Below are 13,731 nucleotides of genomic sequence, written 5' to 3'. Positions count from 1 at the left end.
TCTGGGTGATGTCCGAAGGATGGGCGGGGTTTGGGCGTAGAAACCTCAGACTGGAGGGCTTTATGGACAAACCCGTTGTTACACAGGCGATGATCGACGCCTATGATGAATTCACCCATACCTCATTTGATCGCCGCGCCTTTATGAGCCGCCTGACAGGCTTGACCGGATCGGCGGCCGCCGCCGCAGCGGTCCTGACGCTTCTGAGTGCCGGTCAGGCGGCGGCAGAAGTTGTATCGGCCGATGACAGCCGTCTGGTGACCGATGAGGTGACGATTGAGGGGCTGAAAGCCTATCTGGCGCGGCCCAAAGCTGTGTCGCGCAGGCTGCCGAGCGTGCTGGTCATCCATGAGAATCGCGGCCTGACGCCGCATATCCGCGATGTCACCCGAAAGCTGGCGCTGGAAGGCTTTGTGGCGCTGGGTGCGGATTTCCTGTCATCTGTGGGCGGCACCCCGGCCAATGAGGACGAGGCGCGCACCCTGATCGGCAAGCTGGACGGCACGCAGACCGTGGCCAATGCTGAAACCTATCTGAATTGGCTGAGCGGTTATACAAAAGGCAACGGCAAGACCGGGGCGATGGGCTTTTGCTGGGGCGGCGGTCTGGTCAACCGTATCGCCACGCGGTCGAAGGCACTGGATGCTGGCGTTGCCTATTATGGCTCACACGCGCCTCTGGCCGACGTGCCCGGCATTCAGGCCCCGCTGATGCTGCACTATGCCAGTCTGGATGAACGTATCAATGCCGGGATCGAAGCCTACCGGGCGGCGTTGACCTCAGCAGGCAAGCGTTTCGAGATTCACATGTACGAAGGCGTCAATCACGCGTTCAACAATGATACCTCACCGGCCCGATACAACAAGGCGGCCGCCGATCTGGCATGGCAGCGAACGGTTGGTTTCTTCAAGGCAAATCTCGCGTGAAGTCAAAGCTTTCAGGGCATGTCTTCGGGCATGTCCTCAAGGCGATAGGCGTTGAGCATCGGGCGGTGGCCTTCGGGCGAGGGGCCAAAGCGGTTGCCGCCCCTTTGCCCGGCCAGAAAACCGCATTCGATCAGGGTCCAGAGCTGCCCCAGCACCGGCACGAGGCCGACCATCAGCCACCAGCCGGACTTGCCCCGATCGTGCCAGCGTTTGACGCTGAGGCAGAAGCCGATCCACAGGAGCGGCAGCCCCAGAACCAGCCACAACGGGTCCAGCCCCTCGACCGGGCTGAGGCCGATACGCTCGCCGTAATTGGCCCTGAGCCACCACAGGGTCAGGCAGATGACGGCTATGCCGAAGCTCCAGCCCCAGAAGCCGATGCGCGACAACCGTCCGTTGGGGCTGAGCAGGGTGTTGATGATATTCACAGGTTTCCTCCCGGCCGCATGAGGGCGACTCTCTTATTCAACGAATTTACCATAACGCGGTTCGGGACAGCAGGGGCGTGGCGGTAAACTTATCGGGAGCGGCGAAACCGCACATCTTGCAGAACAGAGATGCGCGCGCCTGTAATCGGGGCTATGCTGTGCGAATGAGAGTGGTTCTGAACCTGCTTGGCCTGTGTTTCGTGGCGCTTGGCGTCATCGGCATGTTTGTGCCGGTTCTGCCGACGACGGTGTTTCTGATCATCGCCGCCGTCATCTTTGCCCGCTCCAATCCGGAATGGGAGCGGCGCATCATGGCGCACCCGAAGTTTGGCCCACCCATCCGCGCCTTCCGTGAACGCGGTGTCATCGGCCCGGCGGCCAAGATCGCTGCGGTCAGCGGCATGGCCGTGTCGTCGGTGATCGGCTTCGTCACCCTGCGCGGCGTGTGGGGCTTTGTGCCAGCCGGGGTGTGCCTGCTGTGCGCCCTTTACGTGCTGTCGCGGCCGTCGCAGTGATAGTTACCCGTGTGACCGCTTGACCCGTTGCGAGGGAAGGGGCTAGCTTCCGGCAGTGATTTCCGGAGCGCCCCATGCCGTCCAAGCTGACTATTGCCGTCTCTGCCGTTGCCCTCATGGGTGCGGCGGTTGTTTCCCCCGTCTTTGCGCAGGCCACGCTGACCCCTGAGCGGGTGTTTGCCAATCCTGACCTGTCCGGGCCGAAGGCGGTAGGCGCGCGCCTGTCGCCGGACGGCACGCTTCTGACCTTCCTCAAGCCCAAGCTGACCAATGCCACGGTGCAGGACCTGTGGGCCGTCGATGTCAAAGGCGGCGCGCCCTATGTGCTGGTCGATGCCGACAGCCTGTCGTCCGAGGGCAAGGAGCTGTCCGAGGCCGAAAAGGCGCGGCGTGAGCGGATGCGCGTGTCGGCGCGCGGCGTCGTGGCCTATGACTGGGACCCGTCGTCCAAGACCCTGCTGGTGCCGCTGGATGGCGACATCTATCTGGTCGATCGGGCGACCAAAAAGATCAGCCGCGCCACCGAAACGCCGGGCGATGAGGTCGATGCTAAGCTCAATCCCAAGGGCGGGCAGGTGGCCTATGTCCGTGATCAGACGCTTTATGTGCGCGACCTCGCGACCGGCAGTGAGCGTGCCGTTACGCCGAAGGGTGAGGGCGTCATTTCCTATGGCGTGGCTGAGTTCATCGCGCAGGAAGAACTGAACCGCTATACCGGCTACTGGTGGTCGCCGGACGGCACGAAGATCGTCTATGCCAAGGTCGATGAAAGCCCGGTCGATATCGTCGAACGCTTTGAGATCAGCGGCACGGGGACGCGCACGGTTGATCAGCGTTACCCGAAGGCCGGGCGTCCCAATGCCATCGTGACCCTGTTTGTGCACGACCTGAAAACCGGTACCGATGTGCCGCTCGATCTGGGGGCCAACAGCGACATCTATCTGGCGCGCGTCAACTGGAGCCCGGACGGGCAGTCCGTCTTTGTGCAGCGCCTGAGCCGCGATCAAAAGACGCTGGACCTGCTGCAATATCCGCTGACCGGCGGCGCACCGCGCACCGTTCTGACCGAGACCTCGGACACCTGGGTCGAGTTGAATAACGACCTGCGTTTCCTGAAGGACGGGCGTTTCCTGTGGGCCTCGGAACGCGACGGCAATAACCACCTCTACCTCTATGACAAGGACGGCAAGCTGATCCGTCAGGTGACCAAAGGCGACTTCCCGGTGGCGAAGGTCGCGGCGGTCGATGAGGCGAAGGGTGAGGTATGGTTTGAGTCGTCCTATAAGACCGTGGTCGAGATGGGGCTTTACAAGACCTCCTACCTCAAGCCGTCTGAGCCGGTGGCCGTGACCAAGGCCGGCGGCTGGTGGTCCACGGACGTGTCGCCCAATGCCAGGGCCTTTATTGGCACCTATGCCGACCCGCAAACCCCGGCCCAGACCGGTCTTTATGACGCGACGGGCAAGCGCGTGCGCTGGATCGAGGAAAACGCGCTGGACGCCAAACACCCGTATTTCGCCTATAAAGACACCTATAGCGCACCGGAATTTGGTACGCTGAAGGCCGTCGATGGCGAAGACCTGCACTGGCTGATGCTCAAGCCGCGCGGCTTTGACCCGGCGAAAAAGTACCCTGTTATCGTCTCCATCTATGGCGGCCCGGCGCGTCAGGACGTGCGACGCGGCTGGGTGTCGCCCGCCAACCGCCTGTTTCAGGAGGCCGGGTACATCGTCTTTACGCTGGACAACCGCGGCACGCCCAACCGCTCGGTAAAGTTCCAGCGCGCCATCTATAAGCAGTTCGGCGGCCCGGATATCGACGATCAGATCATGGGCGCGAAGTGGCTGCAAAGCCTGCCCTATGTCGATCCGGCGAAAATCGGCATTATGGGCTGGTCGCAGGGCGGCTTTGTCACCCTGATGGCCCTGACGGCCAAGGACACGCCGTTTGTCGCCGGCGCGGCCGGCGCGCCGCCGACCGAGTGGGGGCTTTATGACACCGCCTATACCGAACGCTACATGTCCACGCCGCAGGCCAATGCCGAGAACTACGCCAAATATGATGTGGTCAACCGCCTCGATAATCTCAAGCCGGGCAGCCTGTTGCTGATGCACGGCATGGCCGACGACAACGTCATCCTGCAAAACACCACGCGCGTCGTCGATGCCCTGCAAAAGAAGTCGATCCCGTTTGAACTGATGCTCTTTCCGGGCGACCGCCACGGCATCCGCAGCAATGAGAAAAACCTGTTCCGCTACCGGTTGTATCTCGACTTCTTCGACCGCAAGCTGAAGAAGTAAGGCCCCAAAACCCCGTTATATTACAATTGCTTCATGACACGTAATTAAGTTGTTCTGAACGCCCGCCTTCTTCATGCTTGGCCTATCGAAACCAGTCAGGGGTTGAACAATGGGCACGGGCATCAAGGCGGGCGTTTTCGTCGCCATAGCCACTATGGCTGCCGCGGCAGGCGCGCAGGCCGCCACGCAGGTCGAACTGAAACACATGGCGGCGCGTGTCATCGTCACGCCGGAAAACCGCGCAGACGTGAAGCTCACCGTCACCTACGGCAAGGCCGATCTGCCGAAAATCATGGTCAGCACCAAGGGCGACAAGCTGGTGGCCTCGGGTCAGTTGCGTAAGCGTAGCTATGGCTGCGCGGGCAATCAGACGGTCCGCATCGATGGTAAGGGGCAGATCGCTGTGGCCGATCTCCCCGTCGTCTATCTGCGCGTACCTATGGATGCCAGGGTGGCCTCGGAAGGCGCCGTCTATGGTCGCATCGGGACGGCCCAATCGCTGGAGTTCGCGCTGGGCGGCTGCGGCGACTGGACGGTGGATACGGTGCAGGGCAAGGCCGAGCTGAATATCGGCGGGTCGGGCAGCATCCGCGCCGCCAATGCCGGCGATGCCGAGGTGGCCGTCGGCGGCTCCGGCGACATCTATCTGGGTCGCATCAAGTCCCTGTCGGGCGCCATCGGCGGGTCGGGCTCGATCAATGTCGCCGAAGTGGCCGGGCCGGTCGAAATCGCCATCGGCGGTTCCGGTGATGTGCGCATCGACAAGGGCACGGCCCCCAAGGTGGACGTCTCCATCGCCGGTTCAGGCAATGTGCGCTTCGGCGGTGAGGCGGTCGATGTCGATGTCTCTATCGTCGGTGCGGGCGACGTTTCGGTACGTAAGGTCACCGGTCACGTCTCACGGTCCGTCATGGGCTCCGGAAAGGTGCGCATCGGCGAAGGCAGCCGCTGACAGAAACAGGTATGTGTCGGGTTATAGTCTGACCCGATCACGAAATCTCCGCCTGCGCTTTCCGGGGCAGGTGGCGATCAGGAGACGGGCCTGATCCTTTCGGTCTGGCACTCTCTGGTTCTCCATAAACTCAGACGCGGCGGCCCTCGTGACCGTCGCGTTTTTTTTGTCATCGTACCGTCTTTTGACAACCGGCCCCGACTGCGTTAACCCTTTAGGCTGGATTTGGGGGGAGGGGTGTCATGCAGACCCTGCTGGACGGCCTGTCGGCGCTTGGCGGATGGCGCATCAATTTTATGCAGGTCGCGACGATCGCCGTCATCCTGTTTGTCTTCGTCATTCAGGGCTTCCGCATCAATCAGGAATACCAGCGCGCCGTCGTCTATCGGCTGGGGCGCTTCGTCAATGTGCGCGGGCCGGGTCTGTTCTGGATCATCCCGTTCATCGAATGGAGCACCAAGGTCGATGTGCGTATCCTTTCGGTTAATCTCCAGACGCAGGAAACCCTGAGCCGCGACGGCGTGGCGGTGAAGGTGAACGCCGTGGTCTGGTACTGCATCAACGATCCGGCCAAGGCGGTCAACAGCGTGCTCGACCCGCATACGGCGGTGCTTCAGGCCGCCGAAACTTCGCTGCGGGATGTGATTGGTCAGCACGATCTGGACGCCATCCTCAAAGGTCGTGAGCAGATCAACGCCCTTCTGATGACGCAACTCGACCGTGCCGCTAACAAGTGGGGCGTCGATATTGACGCTGTGGAAATGCGCGATCTCGACATTCCGGTGCAGATGCAGCGCGCCCTGGCTCAGGAAGCCGAGGCCACCCGCGAAGCCAAGGCCCGTCTGATCAAGGCGCAGGGCGAGCAGGCGGCGTCCGAAACCCTGCGCGCTGCCGCCATGGCCATTGCCGAGGCACCGGGCGCGATGGAACTGCGCCGCCTTCAGACGCTGCAAGAGATCGGCACCGAGCAGAATTCGACCATCATCCTTGGCTTCCCGCAGGAACTGCTGCACGCGGCGAAGCGTCTGTCTGGCGAATAACAAGTTTTTGGTGGATTTTGCGTAGCGGTGGCTTGCCCTTTGCGCCAACCGCTGATACACGCGACTTCCTCTGAAACCGCCTGTCACAACAGGTCGGCTTCACACAGGGGTATAGCTCAGCTGGTAGAGCGCCGGTCTCCAAAACCGGAAGTCGTGGGTTCGAGTCCCTCTGCCCCTGCCATTTCATCGCAAATGAGGCTTGAAATCGCGATTTCGAGCCTCATTTGTGCTGGAAGCGCCTGTTACGCGCATCCCTTGAGAAAGCTGGACGAGAAACCTATGGCTAAAAAGCCCCCTTCGACCCCGACGGTAGAAAGCGCGCGCAAAGTCGCGGTCGCCCCCGTGGCTGCCGCCAAGGCCGCCGGCAGCGAAGCCGTCACCCCGAAGAAGCGCACCAGCCCGGCCAAATTCTTCTCCGAAGTCCGTCAGGAAGCGCGCAAGATCACCTGGACCTCGCGCAAGGAGACCTGGATCACCACGGTAATGGTATTCATCATGGTCGTTGTCGCCTGTGCGTTCTTCTATATCGTTGACGGCGGACTGGGATTCGCGGTCAACTCGCTCATCAATATCGGACGTTAAGGGCTCACAACACATGGCCGAAACCCTGGAAGCGACGCTCGCACCGAACCCCAAGCACAAGTGGTACATCGTCCACGCCTATTCCAACTTTGAAAAGAAGGTGGCCGAATCCCTGCGCGAGCAGGCCAAGGCGCAGGGCCTTGAGGACAAGTTCTCCGAAATCCTCGTCCCCACCGAAGAAGTCGTCGAAGTCCGTCGCGGCCGCAAGTTCAACTCCGAACGCAAATTCTTCCCCGGCTACGTGCTGGTGAAGATGGAACTGACCGACGAAGCCTTCCACCTCGTCAAGAACACCCCCAAGGTCACCGGCTTCCTCGGTTCGGGCTCAAAGCCCATGCCGGTCTCCGAAAAGGAAGTGCAGCGCATCGTCGGTAACGTCGAAGTCGCGGCCGAAAAGCCCAAGACCGTCCTGTCCTTCGACATCGGCGAAAAGATCAAGGTCATCGACGGCCCGTTCGCCTCGTTCGATGGCGTGGTCGAAAGCGTCGATCAGGAACATGCCCGCCTCAAGGTCTCGGTGTCGATCTTCGGTCGCGCCACCCCGGTCGATCTGGAATTCGGTCAGGTCGAAAAGACCGTCTGATCATCTTCGTAAATCCGCTGACGCAAACCCCATGTAGCCCGGCTACGTGGGGTTTGTTTTTTGCGCGTTTGGGTTCTGGGCAAGGGTAATAATCCGGGGTCAGTTGACCCCGGACCCCGGATGTGGGTGCGCGATTTCTGCGGGCGGTGTGCGGGGCGAGGGAAGATTTTAGCCACGAAACGTAGTTCGGCGAAGCCAAAAACACAAAAAGCACGAACGGGAGCCTGTGGCACAGGTCTGCGTCTAACTTGTCAAATGCAGCGCTGTGCCACGCGAGATTTTAGGAACCACAGATTTCACAGATTTCACAGATTATCCGTGTCTGCGTCACGCAGGGGCGCGCAGCGCCTATCTGTGTAATCTGTGAAATCTGTGGTTCAAATCCCTTCGGCGCGCAGCGCCCCTCACTCGTGCAGGCCGCACGAAGGTAAGGGCCCTGCGGGCCGGGCGCTTCAACGGTTCTTTTGGCTGCGCCGAACTTCGTTTCGTGGCTAATCTTCAGTGGCCAAATCTTCAGGGTTAAACCCTTCACCCCGTATCCAGCGGGAATAGGTCGGGCCACAACAGATTGAGGTCTTCGCGGCTATAGGCTTTCAGCGCTTTCAGCAGCGTGTCGCGCGTCTCGCCCATTTCATACAGGCGGGGGAGCCGGTCACCGTGCAGGATTTCCACATCCTCATCGCGGATCAGGCCGTAATCGTGCGCCGTTAACGGCGTATCCTGCGGCCGGGGGATGGCGACCGTGTTCAGCACGCGCTCCCGCAGAGCCATTTGCTGCGGCGTCAGGGGCCGCGACGGGGCCGCAGGTTCAGATTTCGGCTTGGGCTGGGGTGTAACCGCGACCGGCGCGACAGGCGCGGGTTCAGGCTGCGGCTGGGGCTTGGGTTGCGAAGCGGCCTTGATCTGGTTGATCTGGGCCTTGAGTTCGCCGACGTAATCGCGCGGCGGGCATGGCCACTGCATCCCTTTCAGCGCATCGGATTTGAGCGTGATGAAGGGCACGTCCGGCGCCTTGTCCAGCCAGTTTCCGGACCATTCGAGTTTGTTTTTCAGCTTCACCTGATCCTCGATGGCGGCGATGGCGTGTTTGTGCGCCTGTGCCTGAGAGGCGTCGCAGCGGGCATAGAGGCGCTCGATCATCAGCGCCGTGCGGATGCCCTTGGTGACCGCGTCCGGCGTTTCAGGCGCGTCCATCGCGCTTAAGGCCAGCAGCATCCGGTCCGCATAGGCGCGCAAATGTTCGCGCCGCTGTTCGGGGGTCAGAGAGCCAGCCAGGTCCGTCGTCTCGGTCATGCCCCAAAGGGTAACCGCGCTTTTTATGGCGGGGATAGATTTCGCGCCTCTAAACCGGGTGCAGGGGCCGTGCCCCTGCCCGCCGGAGGCTCTGGGTTTGCCACGAAACCGCATAATCGCCCTTGCGGTGACGGGGCTTTTCGTCTAAGGCACCCGCTCTTCGTCTTCGGACGGAGCTAAATCCGTGGAAGGGGCGACCCGCACCACGGCTCACAACGTCCCAAAAGATCGGGACTTTATGGAGATATCCAATGGCTAAGAAAATCCTGGGCTACATCAAGCTCCAGGTGAAGGCCGGCTCTGCCACGCCTTCACCCCCCATCGGCCCGGCTCTGGGTCAGCGCGGCGTCAACATCATGGGTTTCTGTAAGGAATTCAACGCCCGCACTGAAAACGTCGAAAAAGGCACGCCGCTCCCGACCATCATCACGGTGTATCAGGATAAGTCGTTCACCTTCGTCACCAAGACGCCGCCGGCAACCTTCTTCATCAAGCAGGCGCTGAACCTGAAGTCGGGTTCGTCGAAGCCGGGTCGTGACTCGGCCGGTTCGATCACGCAGGCGCAACTGCGTGAAATCGCCGAAAAGAAGATGAAGGACCTTTCGGCTCACGACATCGACGCCGCCGCCAAGATCATCGAGGGCTCGGCCCGTTCGATGGGTCTGAAGATCGTCGATTAAGGGGAATTCTGATGACCAAGATTGCAAAGCGCATTCAGGCCTGGAACGTCGAGGCCGACAAGCTGCACAACCTGACCGACGCTCTGGGCGTTGTGAAGGCCAATGCCAAGGCCAAGTTCGACGAGTCCGTCGAAATCGCCGTCAACCTGGGCGTTGACCCGCGTCACGCCGACCAGCAGGTCCGTGGCGTCGTTCAACTGCCGTCGGGCACGGGTAAGGACGTCCGCGTCGCCGTGTTCGCCAAGGACAAGAAGGCCGAGGAAGCTCTGGCCGCCGGTGCCGAAGTCGTCGGTGCCGAAGACCTGGTCGAAAAGATTCAGGGCGGCTTCATGGACTTTGACCGCGTTATCGCGTCTCCGGACATGATGGCTCTGGTCGGTCGCCTCGGTAAGGTGCTGGGCCCGCGCGGCCTGATGCCGAACCCGAAGGTCGGCACCGTGACCCCGAACGTCGCTCAGGCCGTCAAGGACGCCAAGTCGGGTGCCGTCGAATTCCGCGTCGAAAAGGCCGGTATCGTGCACGCCGGCATCGGCAAGACCTCGTTCACGGTCGAGCAGCTCGAAGCCAATGCCAAGGCTCTGGTGGACGCCCTCGTGAAGGCCCGCCCGTCGGGTGCCAAGGGTCTCTATGTGAAGAAGATCTCGCTGTCTTCGACCATGGGGCCGGGCGTGAAGGTCGATACCTCTTCCGCGCTCTAAATCGCGCTGACGGGCTGCAAACCCTCATCTGCTTGCGATACGGTGCTCACGTACTGAAGTACGCTGGGCTCCGTTCCTCATCAGCTAACGGTTTTCGCCACGCCATCCCGATTTAACGATTTTAAAAAGCCGCTCCGGCAACGGGGCGGCTTTTTTGCGTCTGACTTGCGGTCTGCCGGGGTGAGGTTTAGTATTTCATAATGGAGGTGTCCCATGTCCGGCAGCGTCAATCTGGGTCCGCATCTGGAAGAAGTGGTCAGCCATCTGATTGCCTCTGGTCGTTACGGCTCGCGCAGCGAAATCCTGCGTGAGGGCGTGCGGATGCTGGAGGCCCGTGAAAACGAGAGCCTCCGACTGAACGATGCCCTGACGCGCGGCGTGTCTGACGTTGAAGCCGGGCGCGTTACCGACATCGAAGAGGTGCGGGCGCGTCTGCTGTCCAAATACGCTTCTGACACATGAAGGTCGTTGTTTCGGCGGCGGCTGAGTCAGACCTTGAGGCCATAGCCGACTATATAGCGCGGGACAGCCGGGTGCGCGCCATCAGCTTCGTCAATGAAATCGTGGAGGCGGCTCTGGCGCTGGCCGATACGCCCTTGGCCTATCCTCTGGTGTCAGGATTTGAAGCCTCCGGCATCCGGCGCAAGCCGTTCAGGCGCTATCTGATCTTTTATCGCGTTGAAGCGGCCCGGATCGTGATTATCCATGTCCTGAACGCGGCACAGGACCATTCACCGTTACTGGGCAAAGAATCGTAGTTTTCTGTCAGGCGGCCACCAGTGCCGGTAAGCCACTGTGGAAGCGGAACTCCGGGTCGGGGTCGTGGATCAGGGCCTGTTCCACCGGGCGGATGGCGTCGATGCGCGCCGCGATGTCATCGGCGTCGCCATAGAGGTGCGCCAGCTTGAGATAGTTGCGGAAGTGGCGGCCCTCGCTGTCGAGCAGGCCCTTATAGAATTTGCCCAATTCGTCATCGAGATGCGGATAGAGCGCCGCGAAGCGCTCGCACGAACGCGCCTCGATAAAGGCCGAGATGACCAGAATATCGGTCATCATGCCGGGTTCGCTGCGTCGGACCATCGTGCGGAGTCCTGAGGCGTAACGCGCCGCCGATAGCGGGCGCAGGGCAATGCCGCGCTTTTTGATCAGCTTCATCACCTGTTCGTGGTGGACCAGCTCCTCGCGCGCCAGCCGGCTCATGGCGTCCACCAGCTCGGCATGGGTCTGATACTTAGCCATCAGGTTGATGGCGTTGGAAGCCGCCTTGTACTCGCACGCCTTGTGATCGAGCAGGAGTATGTCCTGATGGGCCAGAGCGGCTTCAATCCATTCGGGCGGTGTCGCAGAGCCCAGAAAGGCCAGTATGTCGTCAAGATCGGTACGCATAGCCTGCCTCTGCCAAATCCGAAGACGGCGCGCAAGTCGCCGCAGGCGGTAAACGCTGAAAGGTCTGGCGGTAGGCCGTCGGCGTGGTCGAAAGCTGTTCGCGGAAATGGTGGCGGAAGTTGGCGGCGCTGCCGAAACCGCAGGTGTGGGCGATGAGGTCGATACTGTCCGTCGTCGCCTCCAGAAGGTCGCGTGCGGTTTGCAAGCGAACCTGCATCAGCCATTTGGCGGGGGTCGTGCCGGTGGCCTCTTCGAAGCGGCGCAGGAAGGTGCGCTCAGTCATACCCGCGCGGCGGGCCAGTTGCGCCACCGTGTGCGGCTGATCCAGGCATTCGCGCATATAGTCGAGCAGGGGCCCCAGCCGGTTGCGCTCATATTCGATGGGCACGGACTTCTGAATATATTGCGCCTGACCGCCATCTCGGTGCGGTGGAACGACCAGACGGCGGGCGACCTTGTTGGCGGCTTCGGGGCCAAAATCGCGGCGGATGACGTGCAGGCACAGGTCGATCCCGGCGGCACTCCCGGCCGAGGTCAGGATCTGCCCCTCGTCGATATACAGCACGTCCGGCACCAGCTCGACCTCCGGCCAGTGGCATTTGACGTGTTCAACATATTTCCAGTGGGTCGTGGCGCGCCGCCCTTTCAGCAGCCCGGCGGCGGCCAGCACAAAGGCCCCGGAGCAGATGGTGACGATGCGGGCCCCGCGCGCATAGGCCCTCTGGATCAGCGCCACCAAATCCTCAGGAATAGGCTTGTCCAGCGGCCAGCCGGGGATGATCAGCGTGCCCGCGGTCTCCAGCCATTCGCGCGGCCCTGTGGCCGTGAGTGAGAGGCCCGCTGTCGTTCGGCAGGGACCGTCTTCGACATTGACCACCTGAAAGCGATACCAGTCCGGTCCCATCTCCGGACGTTCCAGCCCGAACAGCTCAACGGCAATCGAAAACTCAAACAAGGGCATCCCGTCGAAGGCGAGGGCGCAGACGTCGTGATTGAGCAGGAGCTTTGGCATAATTTTGCCTTTCAGTGCAATATCTGCCAAACGCCATACCGCTGAAGCGCGGTAAAGGCAATAAATGCCAACGGGTATTAACGAGATGCGCTTTGAGGCTCTGTCTTAGGTGTGTTCGGGTTTGCGTGAAAAACATAGCTAAAAAATCCGTAACAACGCTTTACAAGTTTTTTGGCCGATATCTGACTGTTTTTGGGAATGTGCAGGTAACACTCGAAACCCCCATCCGAGGATGCTGTTAAAACTTCTCCATCGTACTCAATGTAAGCAAAAAATGAGTAAGGAGAATTTTCAACATGGGGTATGCTTACTTTAAGTTTCTTGCATATGAATTTTAAAAATGGATCGAATTTTTCTTCGTTTCCGTACTCGAAGAAAAATATGAAGGTGCCATTTTCTTTTTCGAGAATATGGGTCTTTGGCATTTCACGCCCCCTGAATTGTCCCTAGCCTAATAAGCCGTAACCCTGAACAGCGGTAAAGGCAATAAATGTCGGGGGCCTCTTGCTTTTTCGGCGACTTACGGGTAAGGGAGCCGCCTCGGTGTGGGAATTTCGGTTTCCCTCCGTTCTGTCCGAGACCTTCGTGGGAGCAGGGGCCGCCTGTTCCATAAGTTTCCGGTAGCCGCCGGAACCCGAATATAGACGGGACGCGAAACGCCTCTAGGATTTCATGTCTGCCTTAAGGGCAGCGTGGTCTGGTTGCCTTTGCCTCTCATCATGGACAGTGACTTTGCCGTTCCGGGTAACCGGGACGTTTAAGTCGTTTCACCTTTGCGGGATTGTCCCGCAAAGCAATCCTCAATTGGAGGCCACAATGGACCGCGCTAAAAAAGCCGAATCGATTGAAGAGCTTAAGAGCGTCTTCGCCGAATCCGGCTCCGTGGTTGTTGCCCAGTATTCGGGCATGACCTTTGTGGAAATGGCTGATCTGCGTCTGCGTCTTCGTAAGGAAGGCGCGGTTCTCAGAGTGTTCAAGAACCGTCTGGCTCAGAAGGCTCTGGCTGGCGCTGCGGGTGAACAAGGCGATGCCCTGTTCAAGTTCCCGACCGTGCTCGCCTACGCCAATGATCCGGTGACGGCCGCGAAAATCGCCGCCCAGTACGCCAAAGAGAATGACAAGTTCAAGATCGTTGGCGGCATCATGGAAGGGACGACCGTCCTCGACGCCAATGGCGTCAAGGCTCTGGCCACCCTGCCGTCGCTGGACGAACTGCGTGGCAAGCTCATCGGTCTGCTTCAGGCCCCGGCGACCAAGGTTGCTGGCGTGCTTCAGGCGCCTGCCGGCCAACTGGCTCGCGTTTTCAACGCTTACGCGACCAAAGAAAACGCCTAAC

The 13,731-nt window shown here is 60.6% G+C and carries 17 protein-coding genes and 1 tRNA gene; 13 read left to right on the top strand and 5 right to left on the bottom strand.

Annotation, left to right across the window (positions count from 1 at the left end; all coding sequences use genetic code 11):
• Positions 1-62: 62 nt before the first annotated feature.
• Entirely contained in the window at positions 63-926 is an 864-nt protein-coding gene (locus ACK8OE_RS11465; protein ID WP_410272608.1) for a dienelactone hydrolase family protein, read from the top strand.
• A gap of 11 nt (positions 927-937) precedes the next feature.
• Here ACK8OE_RS11465 and ACK8OE_RS11460 read toward each other — a convergent pair whose 3' ends face one another.
• A complete protein-coding gene (locus ACK8OE_RS11460; RefSeq protein WP_290792576.1) occupies positions 938-1,354 on the bottom strand; it encodes a DUF805 domain-containing protein in 417 nt (138 codons plus the stop codon).
• Positions 1,355-1,518: 164 nt separating this feature from the next.
• Here ACK8OE_RS11460 and ACK8OE_RS11455 point away from each other — a divergent pair, with 164 nt between their 5' ends.
• From ACK8OE_RS11455 to nusG, 7 genes are all read left to right on the top strand, one after another.
• Positions 1,519-1,869, top strand: coding sequence for a YbaN family protein (locus ACK8OE_RS11455; RefSeq protein WP_410272607.1), 351 nt, complete (start codon positions 1,519-1,521; stop codon positions 1,867-1,869).
• A 74-nt stretch (positions 1,870-1,943) separates the two neighbouring features.
• Positions 1,944-4,169, top strand: a complete 2,226-nt coding sequence (locus ACK8OE_RS11450; RefSeq protein ID WP_410272606.1) for a S9 family peptidase — start codon at positions 1,944-1,946, stop codon at positions 4,167-4,169.
• Positions 4,170-4,278: 109 nt separating this feature from the next.
• On the top strand, positions 4,279-5,121 hold the full coding sequence (locus ACK8OE_RS11445) for a GIN domain-containing protein (protein WP_410272605.1): 843 nt from the start codon (positions 4,279-4,281) through the stop codon (positions 5,119-5,121).
• Positions 5,122-5,363: 242 nt separating this feature from the next.
• Positions 5,364-6,161: an SPFH domain-containing protein gene (locus tag ACK8OE_RS11440; protein ID WP_410272604.1), complete on the top strand. Its 798-nt coding sequence runs from the start codon at positions 5,364-5,366 to the stop codon at positions 6,159-6,161.
• A 105-nt stretch (positions 6,162-6,266) separates the two neighbouring features.
• Positions 6,267-6,342: transfer RNA gene (locus ACK8OE_RS11435), tRNA-Trp, on the top strand.
• A 98-nt stretch (positions 6,343-6,440) separates the two neighbouring features.
• Entirely contained in the window at positions 6,441-6,743 is a 303-nt protein-coding gene (gene secE / locus ACK8OE_RS11430; RefSeq protein WP_290792561.1) for a preprotein translocase subunit SecE, read from the top strand.
• 13 nt (positions 6,744-6,756) lie between these two features.
• On the top strand, positions 6,757-7,326 hold the full coding sequence (nusG, locus tag ACK8OE_RS11425) for a transcription termination/antitermination protein NusG (protein ID WP_126423915.1): 570 nt from the start codon (positions 6,757-6,759) through the stop codon (positions 7,324-7,326).
• Positions 7,327-7,854: 528 nt separating this feature from the next.
• On the opposite strand, the gene ACK8OE_RS11420 is transcribed toward nusG, so the two are convergent.
• Positions 7,855-8,619, bottom strand: a complete 765-nt coding sequence (locus ACK8OE_RS11420) for a hypothetical protein (RefSeq protein WP_410272603.1) — start codon at positions 8,617-8,619, stop codon at positions 7,855-7,857.
• A gap of 251 nt (positions 8,620-8,870) precedes the next feature.
• On the opposite strand from ACK8OE_RS11420, the gene rplK reads away from it, so the two are divergent.
• The 4 genes from rplK (at position 8,871) to ACK8OE_RS11400 (ending at position 10,755) form a co-directional block, all read left to right on the top strand.
• Positions 8,871-9,299 (top strand): 50S ribosomal protein L11, encoded by a 429-nt coding sequence (gene rplK / locus ACK8OE_RS11415; protein ID WP_410272602.1) that lies wholly within the window; start codon positions 8,871-8,873, stop codon positions 9,297-9,299.
• Between the two features lie 11 nt (positions 9,300-9,310).
• The gene (gene rplA / locus ACK8OE_RS11410; protein ID WP_126423912.1) at positions 9,311-9,997 is read left to right on the top strand and encodes a 50S ribosomal protein L1; all 687 of its coding nucleotides are present in this window, start codon (positions 9,311-9,313) and stop codon (positions 9,995-9,997) included.
• 213 nt (positions 9,998-10,210) lie between these two features.
• Positions 10,211-10,459 carry a type II toxin-antitoxin system ParD family antitoxin gene (locus tag ACK8OE_RS11405; RefSeq protein ID WP_126423911.1) on the top strand — a complete coding sequence of 83 codons (249 nt, stop codon included), beginning with the start codon at positions 10,211-10,213 and terminating at the stop codon, positions 10,457-10,459.
• Positions 10,456-10,755 carry a type II toxin-antitoxin system RelE/ParE family toxin gene (locus ACK8OE_RS11400; protein WP_410272601.1) on the top strand — a complete coding sequence of 100 codons (300 nt, stop codon included), beginning with the start codon at positions 10,456-10,458 and terminating at the stop codon, positions 10,753-10,755. Before ACK8OE_RS11405 ends, ACK8OE_RS11400 begins: the two co-directional genes overlap by 4 nt.
• A gap of 7 nt (positions 10,756-10,762) precedes the next feature.
• Here ACK8OE_RS11400 and ACK8OE_RS11395 read toward each other — a convergent pair whose 3' ends face one another.
• The 3 genes from ACK8OE_RS11395 to ACK8OE_RS11385 all read right to left on the bottom strand — a co-directional run bounded on the left by ACK8OE_RS11395 (position 10,763) and on the right by ACK8OE_RS11385 (position 12,820).
• The gene (locus tag ACK8OE_RS11395) at positions 10,763-11,383 is read right to left on the bottom strand and encodes a tRNA-(ms[2]io[6]A)-hydroxylase (protein ID WP_410272600.1); all 621 of its coding nucleotides are present in this window, start codon (positions 11,381-11,383) and stop codon (positions 10,763-10,765) included.
• The gene (ftrA, locus tag ACK8OE_RS11390; RefSeq protein ID WP_410272599.1) at positions 11,367-12,395 is read right to left on the bottom strand and encodes a transcriptional regulator FtrA; all 1,029 of its coding nucleotides are present in this window, start codon (positions 12,393-12,395) and stop codon (positions 11,367-11,369) included. The genes ACK8OE_RS11395 and ftrA overlap by 17 nt, the downstream gene beginning before the upstream one ends.
• A gap of 77 nt (positions 12,396-12,472) precedes the next feature.
• Complete coding sequence (locus ACK8OE_RS11385; protein ID WP_410272598.1) at positions 12,473-12,820, bottom strand: hypothetical protein; 348 nt, start codon at positions 12,818-12,820, stop codon at positions 12,473-12,475.
• 391 nt (positions 12,821-13,211) lie between these two features.
• On the opposite strand from ACK8OE_RS11385, the gene rplJ reads away from it, so the two are divergent.
• Complete coding sequence (rplJ, locus tag ACK8OE_RS11380) at positions 13,212-13,730, top strand: 50S ribosomal protein L10 (protein ID WP_013480212.1); 519 nt, start codon at positions 13,212-13,214, stop codon at positions 13,728-13,730.
• The last annotated feature ends 1 nt before the right edge of the window (position 13,731 follow it).

The organism is Asticcacaulis sp. W401b (assembly GCF_046503825.1).
Taxonomy (GTDB): Bacteria; Pseudomonadota; Alphaproteobacteria; order Caulobacterales; family Caulobacteraceae; genus Asticcacaulis.
The sequence above is the reverse complement of the archived record's forward strand: the minus strand, read 5'-3'. Positions and strand labels throughout refer to the sequence as shown.